Origin of the sequence: Chryseobacterium binzhouense, assembly GCF_007474545.1 — a bacterium.
Lineage (GTDB): Bacteria > Bacteroidota > Bacteroidia > Flavobacteriales > Weeksellaceae > Chryseobacterium > Chryseobacterium binzhouense.
This window is the reverse complement of record NZ_VKOG01000002.1, coordinates 124,391-136,440: the sequence shown is the minus strand read 5'-3', so window position 1 is coordinate 136,440 and position 12,050 is coordinate 124,391. Positions and strand designations below refer to the sequence as shown.

Annotated in this window: 12 protein-coding genes; all 12 read left to right on the top strand. The window is 32.8% G+C overall.

The features are described from left to right. Window positions 1-116 precede the first annotated feature (116 nt). The gene (gene tssD / locus FNE73_RS06345) at window positions 117-503 is read left to right on the top strand and encodes a type VI secretion system tube protein TssD (RefSeq protein ID WP_143883937.1); all 387 of its coding nucleotides are present in this window, start codon (window positions 117-119) and stop codon (window positions 501-503) included. A gap of 149 nt (window positions 504-652) precedes the next feature. Further along, on the top strand, window positions 653-1,039 hold the full coding sequence (gene tssD, locus FNE73_RS06340; protein WP_130913106.1) for a type VI secretion system tube protein TssD: 387 nt from the start codon (window positions 653-655) through the stop codon (window positions 1,037-1,039). Window positions 1,040-1,160: 121 nt separating this feature from the next. Next, on the top strand, window positions 1,161-1,550 hold the full coding sequence (tssD, locus tag FNE73_RS06335) for a type VI secretion system tube protein TssD (RefSeq protein WP_143883936.1): 390 nt from the start codon (window positions 1,161-1,163) through the stop codon (window positions 1,548-1,550). Window positions 1,551-1,598: 48 nt separating this feature from the next. Further along, on the top strand, window positions 1,599-3,449 hold the full coding sequence (locus FNE73_RS06330) for a type VI secretion system Vgr family protein (RefSeq protein ID WP_143883935.1): 1,851 nt from the start codon (window positions 1,599-1,601) through the stop codon (window positions 3,447-3,449). A gap of 429 nt (window positions 3,450-3,878) precedes the next feature. Beyond that, on the top strand, window positions 3,879-4,916 hold the full coding sequence (locus FNE73_RS06325; RefSeq protein ID WP_262711333.1) for a DUF2931 family protein: 1,038 nt from the start codon (window positions 3,879-3,881) through the stop codon (window positions 4,914-4,916). 2 nt (window positions 4,917-4,918) lie between these two features. Further along, a complete protein-coding gene (locus FNE73_RS06320; RefSeq protein ID WP_143883933.1) occupies window positions 4,919-6,973 on the top strand; it encodes a phospholipase effector Tle1 domain-containing protein in 2,055 nt (684 codons plus the stop codon). Window positions 6,974-6,996: 23 nt separating this feature from the next. After that, window positions 6,997-7,683, top strand: coding sequence for a hypothetical protein (locus FNE73_RS06315; RefSeq protein ID WP_143883932.1), 687 nt, complete (start codon window positions 6,997-6,999; stop codon window positions 7,681-7,683). Beyond that, window positions 7,671-9,101: a lysozyme family protein gene (locus FNE73_RS06310; RefSeq protein WP_143883931.1), complete on the top strand. Its 1,431-nt coding sequence runs from the start codon at window positions 7,671-7,673 to the stop codon at window positions 9,099-9,101. The genes FNE73_RS06315 and FNE73_RS06310 overlap by 13 nt, the downstream gene beginning before the upstream one ends. Further along, window positions 9,076-9,603 carry a hypothetical protein gene (locus tag FNE73_RS06305; RefSeq protein ID WP_185147305.1) on the top strand — a complete coding sequence of 176 codons (528 nt, stop codon included), beginning with the start codon at window positions 9,076-9,078 and terminating at the stop codon, window positions 9,601-9,603. Before FNE73_RS06310 ends, FNE73_RS06305 begins: the two co-directional genes overlap by 26 nt. Before the next feature lie 117 nt (window positions 9,604-9,720). Further along, complete coding sequence (locus FNE73_RS16690) at window positions 9,721-11,094, top strand: hypothetical protein (protein ID WP_185147304.1); 1,374 nt, start codon at window positions 9,721-9,723, stop codon at window positions 11,092-11,094. 22 nt (window positions 11,095-11,116) lie between these two features. Beyond that, the gene (locus FNE73_RS06295) at window positions 11,117-11,422 is read left to right on the top strand and encodes a hypothetical protein (RefSeq protein ID WP_185147303.1); all 306 of its coding nucleotides are present in this window, start codon (window positions 11,117-11,119) and stop codon (window positions 11,420-11,422) included. Between the two features lie 193 nt (window positions 11,423-11,615). Continuing rightward, entirely contained in the window at window positions 11,616-11,978 is a 363-nt protein-coding gene (locus FNE73_RS06290) for a hypothetical protein (protein ID WP_143883928.1), read from the top strand. The last annotated feature ends 72 nt before the right edge of the window (window positions 11,979-12,050 follow it).

The following is a 12,050-nucleotide window of genomic DNA, read 5'->3' as shown; positions in this document are numbered from 1 at the left end:
TAAGAATATATTCCATATTTGGTTTTTGTAAAAGTATATATTTCGAACAAAAAAGCATCATAAAGAATATATTCCATTTTTGGTAGTATTAAAAGTTAAACCTAAATATATTAATTATGTCATTTAAGACCATTTTCGACTGCGTAGGAAAAACGCGTAATGTATTATCTGTAGAATACGCAATGCTACAGGAGACCGACAAAACAGGAAGACCCTCTTCCGTAACCCGTGGCGGTAAAATCTTTATCACAGTAGAAGGAACCGGAGAAACCGATCTTTTTGAATGGATGACCAATTCATTTGAAAGAAAAGACGGAGTAGTAAAATTCATCAAAAGAGACAGTGATGCTACCTTAAAGGAGCTGAAGTTCAAAGAGGCATACATTGTGAAATACACTGAAAATTTTGATGCTTCCGGTGAAAACCCATTGACGGAAACTTTCGTACTTTCTGCAAGAGAGATAGAAATGGGTACTGCAAAGCATACCAATGAGTGGGTATAACCCAATAACTTTCCTTTAATTCTTTAAACTATTGTTGTTTAGGTAGGGATTGGTTAATGTAATTTCAATTATCCTGATCTATTCAAACTTAATGGTTGAAAGATTTTAAAAAACACAAAATCCAATTATAATAATTAAAAATTACAATTATGTCATTTCAAGCTACATTAAATGTTTCAGGAAAAAAATACAATGTATTGAATGTAAACTACGGTTTATTCCAGGAAACAGATGCCACAGGGAGACCTTCAACTATTACCAGAGGTGGTAAAATAGATATTACTGTTGAAAGTACTGGAGAAACCGATTTATTTGAATGGATGACCAATTCTTTCGAAAGAAAAGACGGAAGTGTTGTATTCTACAAAAGAGACAGCCAGGCAACGCTGAAAGAATTAAAATTCTCTGAAGCCTATTTGGTGAAACACAAAGAGAAGTTTGATTCGGTAGGAGATAATCCACTCACAGAAACCTTTACTATTTCTGCAAGAAAAATAGAAATGGGAAGCGGAGCGTACGAGAATGAATGGGTGTAACTCATTGAATAAATAAAAATGGGTAATCTTTACATTACCCATTTTTTTGCTTTTAGGAACTTGTTTCAATGCGGATAAGTTAAAATCCATCTACAGACAATCATCAACCAACAACTACAATATGTCGTTTTTATCAAAATTAGAATTAGACGGTAATACCTACAATATACTGGAATGCAAGTATACATTTGTACAGCCAATAGACACAACAGGAAGACCGAAAGGAATGCCAAAAGGCGGTGAAATCATCATCCGTATAGAAAGCACAGGAAATCCTGAATTATTAAGCTGGATGCTTGATCATAGCCAGGTCAAAAATGGAAAAATTGTTTACTACCGAAGAGATGCAATGAGCAAACTGCAGGAACTTGTCTTTGAAAAAGCCTTCTGTGTGCAGTTCACAGAACATTTTGATTCGAATAATAATGAACCCTTACAAATCGAAATGCAGCTGATGGCAAAATCATTTAATGTGAACGGAGCCCATCACGAAAAGCTTTGGAGTGAATAATCAAGTGTTAATATTCATTTTTTTTAAATTTACAACACAACACAAATTATGGAAAACGAACCTTTTAACCTTTCTATATTCGGAACATCACGATCTTTCAAAGAACAGCTTAATGATCCTAAGAATCCCAATGTTTACTGTCTTTTTATGATGGATGGCAAAGAGTTTCTCCTGAAAAACAGTTACAACACAGAGCTTCATCAGAAAACGGCAGATCACGATACTTTTTCTATTACCGTTCCAGATGATGCTTTGGATAGTTTTAAAGGGTATGTGCTGGAGAATTCTAAAAATATTCTTGGAAATAATATTACGATTAATTTCTGGCAATGGGGGAAAATTCAGCAATCGTTCAGCGGAATTATTGGTGGAGTTGACAATGCGAAGAATGAAGGTGGAGGTTATGGTGATTTGATTATCACAGGATTTTCCCCAAGTATTCTGTTGGAAAGCGGACAAGACTGCCAAAGCTTTGAAGACAAAACGTTAGAACAGATCATTGGTGAAGTTTGTGAAATTTATCCAAAAGAAGCCAAGATAAAGGTAGATTTACCCAATGTAAAACACGCTCATCCCTTTACCGTTCAGTACAAAGAGTCAGATTATCAGTTTATTCGCAGGCTGGCAATACGCCACGGTGAGTTTTTCTATTACAATGGCGAAGAGCTGGTTTTCGGAGCAGGAACACAACCTACCCTAAAATTACGAGAAGGTGATGACCTAATGGATGTTACCTTTTCTTTAAAAATCGGTGCGCAGGATTTTGGATTGATGAGTTATGATGCCCAAAGCGGAGCTAGAATAGAAAAAGACGGTACGTCGCAACAGAGCGAGTTCAAGGCAAATCTTTTCCAAAGTGTTGCGATTAACCGTTCCAAAAACATCTTCAAAAAGAAGCCAAAAATGCACTTCAATCATACAGGCATCTCAGATATGTCTGAAAAAGAATTGCAGGAAGCCCTTCGTTTAGAAAAAGAAAAAAGGGAAAACCTGATGCACATCAAAGCTCGAAGCTACAATCCTGCGGTAAGAATCGGAGGTCGTGTGGAACTTTCGGACATCAACGGCAAAGCAATGGAAACCTACCGTATCATTGACATCAAACACATCCACGATCCAAGCGAATATTATAACGAATTTACGGCAATCCCAGATTTGTTTAATGCAGCACCTTACATTGACACCGAGGCTTTTCCTAAATGTGAAGCCCAGTCTGCAAGAGTAATGGACAACAATGATCCTAAGGGAATGGGCAGAGTGCGGGTACAGTTTCCTTGGCAGGAAGATAAAAACCAGATGACACCGTGGATACGATTGATACAGCCCCACTCCGGAGTAGGAAAAGGTTTTCACTTTATTCCAGAAATTGGCGAAGAAGTCCTTGTAGGTTTTGAAAGCGGAAATGCTGAGAAGCCTTTTGTGATGGGAACGCACTATAATGGTAGTGAAACAAGCTCTTACCATACGAGTGGAAATGATAAAAAAGTAATCCACACCCGAAGTGGAACGAAGATTATTTTAAACGATGCGGAAGGTTCTGTTTTTATCGAGGACCCAAGTGGGAATACTTATTTGATGGATGGTGCTGGGAATATTAATGTGAATGCGCCGAAGAATATGACTTTTACTGCTGGTGAGAATCTTAATATTAACGTTGGGAAAAATATGACGACTTCTGTTGGTAATGATAATAAAGTTAATATTACTAATGATCACCAATTCACATCTAAAAATTATAAGCAAACAGTTAATGAAAATAAGACCATTAATATTACTGGAGATTTAGATGAAACAACTTCTAAAACAACTCATAAAGCTAAAAATGGAGATATATTGATACAAAGTGCTGGAGTTGCAAAGGTTTTAGGGAAAATAGATGCAAAAGTGAATAAAGGATAAAGTAGTGAAGAAAATAATCATAGCATTTATATCTTCACTTATCTCTATAATCGTTATTCTTTTTATATTAAATAGCGTTGAAAATAAAATAAGTCTTGGTTATAAAGATTTTTTTGAAGTTTTTTTATTAGGTATTATGGAAGGTTTTTTCCCAATGTCATTTATCCTACCTTTTATATTTTCTAGCTTAAGTAAAAATAAAACTGAAGCAAAATTTAAAATGTTTTGTTTATACTCAATTTTAATTACCATAGTTATAATTATATTAGTTGTGTATATTTTCATCAACTTACCGATAGAACCAAGTACTTCACATATATAAATGCAGTATTCAATGCTATGATAAAAAAATTAACACAATATGGTTTGATATTTCTATTGTTTACCCAAATGATATCTTGCCAAGAAAAAACACAAAAAAACACAAAAATGGAAGAAGAACAATTTAGTTGGGAAGCGCAAACGTCCTGTCCCCTTGGTTACCCTGTGGAAGTGTATAAAGGAGGGATAGGTTTTAAGAGCTTGAATAACGGTCTTTGTACAGCTGTTGCACCGTGGGGAACTACAAGCGGAGGTATGGATAGTCGCTCAGATTGGATGCCTAGATTCTTAAATGTAACCTGGCTCTCGTATGCCGAAGATTGTATGTACACCATAGAAACCCCAATAGACCATCAGAAATTATTTGATCTTTTCAAAAAAGGCTATGAATCAAAAGAAGTTAGCGGGAGCGGAAAAATCAGACACGAAACGTATAGCGGAATCTGTACAGGTTTTGCACCAGGCGGTGTGGTGGTAGTTTGGGCAGTTGGTGTAGGTAGACAAACAGAAATAGGCAGGTATCAAGGGAAGAAAATTGTAATATCCCAATCAGAAATCGATGCTTTAGATAGTCACAAGCATTTGCTATTTGATGCAAAATATAAAAAAGGAATAATGACGAGCGAAGATGTTATACCCAAAGCAGTACAAGAAGCCAATAAAAACAAACCTATTCCTTTTGGTTTGTGGGACACCTACCGCATAAAATACAATTGGAAACCTGTTTTTGAGTTGCAGAATGGTTCGGTTCTGAATGAGAAGAGTGATTATGGCGTAGATTATTTGAACGGAGAAGGAGAATATATATTTAATGAAAAATTTTCTTTGCAAGAACCTCAAGACTCTTTTTTTAAAAAATATTCTATAAAGGAATACATAAAAAAAGCAATACCTAGAACAATTACTTTTTCTTGGAAAGCTACTGACGGGAAATATTATGCGGGAAATTGCAACTTGAATGAAGAATCTGCTTTCAAAGCATTCAAAGAAGTCTATGGAGAGCATCCTGAAAATATTACCGCAGATTTGGACATTCGTGTCAATATTCCTAATACTTTTTTTACGGTAAAGCTAAAAGGCAACGGCAAAGACATTTTTATCAAGACGGAAAATTTAGAAGTTTTTGAAGCTACAATATTTAAATAATTATGGGACAAACATTTGTATATAACGCAGGAGCACCCGTAGTTCCAGAGGGTGACCTTCATTTGGAGTTCGGGATGTTCTTTGACGGGACACTTAATAATATGTACAATACAGAATTAAGAGAAAAATATAGGGACAAAGAGAACAGAATTAGACCAAAAAACGATTATATCTACAAATCGGATGGCAGTAAGATACGTGATGATACTTATAAAAAAGTAGTGGAGGAAAATGAAAAAGCCATAAAAGCAAGACGAGATGCACAAGAAGCAGAATATGATAAGCTTGGAAATACAGACCCAGACCCTAATGACAGCGAATATGTAAGATACCTGAAATCTAGCCATAGAGAACCGTTAAAACCAGGAGAACGTAAATTTGGGATGGATGAATTGGGCGTAGATAATAGTTTTTCTAATGATTATACCAATGTTGCCCGTATGTATAAATGTTGCGAGAAAAAAGAATATGCAATTTATATAGAAGGCATTGGTACTATCGGCGGCAAAGATGAAAATGGAAAAGAAAAAGTGGGCAGAGATGTGGATGATGGCTTTCAGTACGGCTCTGGCTTCAGCGGCGTACGCGGAAAAGTAAGAAGAGGATGTGAAATGTTGGCAGAAAGTATAGAGAAAGCAAAAAAGAATAAACAAAATGCTAAAAAAAAACTGAGTCAAATCACTATAGATGTCTCTGGTTTCAGCCGTGGTGCAGCGGCAGCACGCAATTTTGTGTATGAGGTTAATAATCACAGCAAAAGACCAGTAGATAGAGAAGTTACATACAAAACAAAAAGCAAAATAGTGGGCTACAGAAACAGCCGTTCTCTTGCAAATGATGCGCCCATACCCATAATTGAATATTATAAAGTTTACACTACTAATGACAAAAGTGTAGTGGATCCACAATACTTAGATAATGGTAAAATGCCAAGATTTGGATACTTGGGATATTATCTCCTAAGCAAAGGAGTCTTGAAGCTGGAAGAATTAGAAAGTCTAAAATTGGATATACGTTTCATAGGTGTTTATGATACAGTATCTTCCTATGAAGAGTTTGGAGATATGGGAGGGGGTAAAAGAGCAGCCGTAGGTGCAGGGCATGCTACCCTAGGTGCAGAACATCATTTTGGAGACGATGTGGAACAACTACAGCTTAACAATCTCGGAGGTTTTGCAGAGGCTGTCCACTTTACAGCAATGGATGAGCATAGAGAGAACTTTGCGCTTACACGTTTTATTGGTAGTAAGGAGTTTAATTTTCCCGGAGTACATTGCGATATTGGTGGAGCCTATGAAACTGGAACAGAAATAGTAGATGAGATAGAAACCGCCAATATTGGACTGGCACTTACAGTACTATCTAGTGTAAGCATAAACTCAAATCTAAAATTAGAGACGAGAAAGCAACATCTTATTGATGAGCATTGGTATAAAGAAGATGAGCTTGATATTTCCGTTGAGAAGCATAGTTTATATACGCCTGGTGCTTATAGAAAACTAACGGGTACAAGGTTTCTAAAGAAAGAATATAGCTATATTCCGCTTCATTTTATGGAGGAACTTGGTTCAAAACATATGAAACATAAAATGATAAAAGGCACATATCCAACAACAGCTTACCCGATAAATGATAATATTTTGAACCGAGCAAAGACACATTTGAAAAAATATATTGACGGAGAAGCAAGAGAATGGTTATTTATTAGTGATAAAGAATTGGCACGTATAAGAAAAGAAAAAGCAGAAAGAGATAGAATAGATAAAGAAATTAGAGATATGTCGAAACATAAAGTTGAACCGGCAAAAATAGACAATCTTCGAGTTTTTATTCCTAAACAAATTCCAATCATAGAAAAACCAAAATTTCCCCCAACTGCTGAAAACAATGGAAATGAGAAAGAAATAAAAACCATCGATATAGAAGAAGTCGTAATAATGAATACAGAGCAAGAGCTTTTACGAACATTGCGAAATAAGTACCTGCATTGGTCGGCAAATAGAGATTGGCTAGGTATGGATCCTGCAAAAAATTATAAAAGGGTATATCATAAATAATAAAAAAATATTCCTTATTAAAAATGATAAATGTTAAAATGTACAAGTTTGAAAGCATTGTTTTGGAAGAAATTATGCTAAACTATTACACTCAAAAAAAATACATTCGAGATGTAGAAATTCATTTTCTGAAAAAACGTAAAGAATTATATCATTATCATATACTTTGTACCAAGTTTGATTTTTCTGATCAGGATACAGCAATAGGGTTTTTCTTAAAAAAAATAAGTTACCTGTTCGACGAGATAGACCTCTATGCCGATGAAGAGAATAATATTGTAAAGCTGAACAACTTCATTACTCTTAAATTGAGATGGAAAGAATTGCAGATGAAATTGTGGGAAACTAATAAAGGTAGCGAAGTCGAAAATTATTTTAGACAAATATCTAATCTCTTGGAAGATGAAGGAAAAGTAATTAAATTCTTGACAGGTTATAATATGTTTGGGTTGTATTTTAATGGGCAAACTGGGCAATATTCGGAAGATGGAAAAAAGACAAGAAAAATTTCCGAAGAAAAAATGGAATATTTACATAAAAAAATTTCTTCCGAAGAAAAGATAACAATAAAAATGAGAACTTCTGAGGATATAGATGAAAACCTTACGGAAGGTATTTCAATTTATGAAAAGGGGTTTTTAAAGGAAAATTTTGTAAAAATCACAGAAAACAACTGTCAAATAAAATATTCACTATTATGGGTTGGCTAAGTAGTAATAAAAAAAGGTCTTTTGCAGAAAAACTGATGAAGGATATCCGCGCTCGTGAAGAGAAAGAAAATGTGGATGTCATAGGAAAAGTAAGTCCCGAAATTCAAGAGAAAAGAGCCGTTGAAAAATCTCAGGCAAAAATCAGTGCGCGGGGGGAAGAGATCCGTGAAGAGCGTGAAGAGAAAGATAAGGCGACAGAAGACCAACTGATAGTAATACACGGGGCAAAAATAAAGTTCAATTCTCATATGGGAGAGTTCAAGGTTTTGAATGATGTTCCGACCACTCAAGGTAAGCTTACTGGTACCAAAGTAGAAAAGCAAATCCCAAACTTTACCTTTTATGATGGTTTTCAAATGCTTTTGCTCACAGAATGGCAAGACTTCGGAACTGTGAAAGTCCAAGACAATGAAGCACTGATAAAGAAATCTACTTTGCCAGGAACAGGCAAAATGCCCGGAAATATACCACCTGAAAGTGGGAAGATTGAGTTTGTGGATTCTGGGCAGGTCAACGTACCGGAAAATATTACAACAACTGGTGCTCCGGTGCCAGAGAATGAAGAAAACAAAAAATGCTATTGCAATAGAGATTTTACGGAAGAAGAAGTAAAAACTATTATTCAAAAACTTAGAGAAACAGAAAAAATAAATACAACTTCTTTATTTTATGATGAAAACTGCCCATTGCCAGAATCTGATAAAACCTATAAAAAATTGTGTGAAGAACTTAATAGCGTGATGAATAAACATAATATAAATACTTGTATTAGAAAAATTCATTTTTTAGCTCAGTCTTATCACGAATCGTCAAGATATGGCACTACGCTAGAATATTCTTCTGGTAAGAAGTACAATCCAGGAAATCATAGTGATGCAAAGAGTATGGAACATACAGTGGAAGGAGATGGACCATGTTATAAAGGTAGAGGAATAATTCAATTAACTTGGAGAAAAACTCAAAAGAAATACTTTTCTTATGTATTAGAAAAAGAACCACATTTACTAAATAATAAAAAAATAGATGAACTGTTTGATAGGAAGCCTCTCTACAAAGAAAAATATATCTATTATAAAGATAAAGTAGATGCAAATGGTAAAAAAATTCTGAATAAAAAAGGAAAGCCAATTAAAGAGAAAGTTGTAGAAATAGTAGATGTAGATTCTGCTTCACTTATTGCGAGTAATTTACATTTTGCTTTTGGTTCAGCTGGATGGTATTGGGAAAATCTTGGAAAAACAGTGCCAACAGGGGAAAATATTAACTTAGTTGCAGATAAAGATGATGTTTTAAGAGTATCACAATGTATAAATGGAAAAGTAAAAAATCCTTATGGACTGAATGAACGAAAAGAATTTACAAAAAATTTAAAATTATTATTTAAATATGATGATGTATGTATATCTAAGAAAAAGTAAAATTATTTTATTGGTTTTATTTTCTTTATTAAGTAATGCCCAATATAAAAAAATAGCGAGAGCCGATTTAAATAAAGACAATAATAAGGATATTGTATATAAGGATTCGGCTACTAACGCATTAATTTTTGAATATGGAAAATCAATTGGAAAAAAAAGTGATTCAATATTTTTTTTCTCAAACTATAATTCAGAGGTAGGAAGTGCAAATTTACAAATAATTAAAAATATTAATATTAAATTTACTTATGCGCCAAAATATCTTGACTATGATTTACTAAGTTTTACCTATGATAAACTAAAAAAAGATTGGTATTTATTAACTCTTTCAAGTTATAGAACTAATCCTTTAAGTGAGAGATTAATAACTGAAAAATGTCAATATAAAGTTCCTAAGAAATTGAGTTTTTCTTTGAAAAAAAATATTTTTGACGATATACAGGAAAAATTAATAGACAACAAAAAATATTTGATCAAATGTTCAAAAAGTAATCTTGAATAAAAGCAGATACCCAACTTTACTTTTTACGATGGATTTCAATTGCTTTCCCTCACAAAACGGCAGGACTTCGGTACAGTAAATGTACAGGACAATTTTGCATTGTTAAAAAAATCTACTTTGCTAGGATCAGGCAAAATGCCGGGAAATGTGCCTACTGAAAGTGGTAAGATAGAGTTTTTAGATTCTGGGCAAATAAATGTGCCGGAAAACATAACTACAACAGATGTGTATGCACATGATAATCAAGAAGTTAAAATCAATTTTATTGTTTATCCTAGAGTCTGGCTAGACAGTCGTTGGATGATGAATTATAATCTCGACTGGGATCGAGTTAACGATGAAAAATTTTATATACGTTCAAAAAAACATTCTGAAATATTTGATAAATGTGTAAAGGGGAAAGAAATTTTCATTGATTTTTATAATGAAACTAAAGTTAAGATAAATAATAAAGAATATTCCCCGCCGTATTTAAGAATGTTTAAAAATCATAATATTGTAACTGGGCAAGATGTAGTCCTAAGCTTATATATAACATTTGATGACGTAAAAAAAATCAGTAATGATAAAATTTTATTAGAATATGATAACTCAATATTTGATATTGGTTTTACGGATGATGGTAAGACAATTAATAATAAAGAGTTTGTAATTGAAAAAAAATATTTCAATGAAGATTATTATGCTTTAAGAGACGATGCAGAAGAGAGAAAATCAAAATATGAGGTTGTTGTTACCAATGATAAAGATGAAAAGCTATTGGTAATAAATAAGCTTATTGTAAAATGTAAACAAGATTTTGGTGAAAACCAAGAAATTAAATTTTTAAATGAAAAAAAAGAAATTGTTGGTATCTTAATGGTAAGACCTAATGACTTGTTTATTTTTTCTAAAAGAAAATTCAGATATATTAAAATAAAAAGAAAATCTTATATCAATCAGGATCTTGAGAGTATAAAACAAAATTTAATTAGTACATACATCCAAGATGCAAAAGGCAAAGGAGTAAAATTTGAAACCGAGAATTCTTTTTTACAGAAATTTACAGAGAAACTTACTAATACTTATTTTTGCAAAATAGGTGTAAATTTTTCTTCAAATATTACATTAGATGAAATTGAAATCGATGAATCCAAGCTAATCGAAAAACAAATCATTTCTAACTCTGTAGTTTTGGATGGTGTAAAGTATCTGACTGAAGTTCAAGAACAGTTCTTTAAAGAAAAAGGAATTACAAAAGAACAATTAAAGGACAATATTTTTGTTTTTGTAAGCCCAATTGATGAACCGCCTAAAACTGGGAGTAATCAAAAGACTGGTGCATTTGTAGTATATGAAGATGTATATAATTTTTCTTCTATGGTTTACAACTTTGATGCAGATACTATTTTACACGAAATAAGGTCACGAAATGGGTTTAAAACATCCTTTCGAGGTAACACCAAAAGATTTATCATCCAAACAAACCTACTTAGATCAACTAAAGAATAATAAAATTATTTATCAAGAAAACTTGTCTAAAATAGAAGGGTGGAGAAAGGATTACGATATTCGAAAACCTAAAGATTATCCATTTAAATTTGGAGAAGAAAGCATTTCTGACAAAATTAATTGGAAAAAGAGAATAGATGAAATTGAATCAGAGTCTAAAAAGCAAATTGCCGACTTGGAAAATAAAATAATCTCTACGGAAAATTTAATCAAATTTTATACAAAAATAGAGGAATATCACAAAATATATTTTGTTGAAAAGGCAACCGATACAATTATGGACTATGATTCTTTTAAATATGGTTTTTTGATTATCAATTTGACATAATAACAAAACTAAATGAAGAATTCAATCATATATAAAATATTTTTTTTCTACATCATATATACTTTTACAGGATGTAAAACACCTATATATAGAGATGATAAAGCAACTCCAGATTTTGGCACTCGAGCAATTGAATGGAATTTAAAAAAAAAACATAAGAGAAAAAAAAACAGCAACATATATTTATCCTGAAATGGGAACCAAATTTTCATTAAAGAAAGGAAAGTTTAATGGAACGTTTCAGATAATTGATATTGATAAAAATGATACAATATTTTACTGTAATTACATTGATAATTTACCCGTAGGTCGATATATTAAAAATTTTTATTACCCAAATAATTACACACATTTTAGAACTCTTCCACTAGAGCCAAAAATAGATTTTGAAGATGGTAAAGGTTTTTTTAATGACCAACATCAAAAAGAAGGTGTATGGATAGAATTTGGATATTGTACTCTAAAAGGAACTTATAAAAAAGGTAAAAAGGAAGGGATTTGGGAAGAAAATTGTTATAGCGATACTGGTGGTGATACCAAAAAAATATTTATTTAACCTGAGTTCGGGATAAGAACATCAATAAAATTTGTGTAAAATAGCAATAATTCGTATATTTAAGTTTCTGAC

Excerpts from the sequence above, each read along its gene's own strand:
- tssD (WP_143883937.1), top strand. The coding sequence starts at position 117 with ATGTCATTTAAGACCATTTTCGACTGCGTAGGAAAAACGCGTAATGTA.
- tssD (WP_130913106.1), top strand. The coding sequence starts at position 653 with ATGTCATTTCAAGCTACATTAAATGTTTCAGGAAAAAAATACAATGTA.
- tssD (WP_143883936.1), top strand. The coding sequence starts at position 1,161 with ATGTCGTTTTTATCAAAATTAGAATTAGACGGTAATACCTACAATATA.
- FNE73_RS06330 (WP_143883935.1), top strand. The coding sequence starts at position 1,599 with ATGGAAAACGAACCTTTTAACCTTTCTATATTCGGAACATCACGATCT.
- FNE73_RS06325 (WP_262711333.1), top strand. The coding sequence starts at position 3,879 with ATGGAAGAAGAACAATTTAGTTGGGAAGCGCAAACGTCCTGTCCCCTT.
- FNE73_RS06320 (WP_143883933.1), top strand. The coding sequence starts at position 4,919 with ATGGGACAAACATTTGTATATAACGCAGGAGCACCCGTAGTTCCAGAG.
- FNE73_RS06315 (WP_143883932.1), top strand. The coding sequence starts at position 6,997 with ATGATAAATGTTAAAATGTACAAGTTTGAAAGCATTGTTTTGGAAGAA.
- FNE73_RS06310 (WP_143883931.1), top strand. The coding sequence starts at position 7,671 with ATGGGTTGGCTAAGTAGTAATAAAAAAAGGTCTTTTGCAGAAAAACTG.
- FNE73_RS06305 (WP_185147305.1), top strand. The coding sequence starts at position 9,076 with ATGTATGTATATCTAAGAAAAAGTAAAATTATTTTATTGGTTTTATTT.
- FNE73_RS06290 (WP_143883928.1), top strand. The coding sequence starts at position 11,616 with ATGGGAACCAAATTTTCATTAAAGAAAGGAAAGTTTAATGGAACGTTT.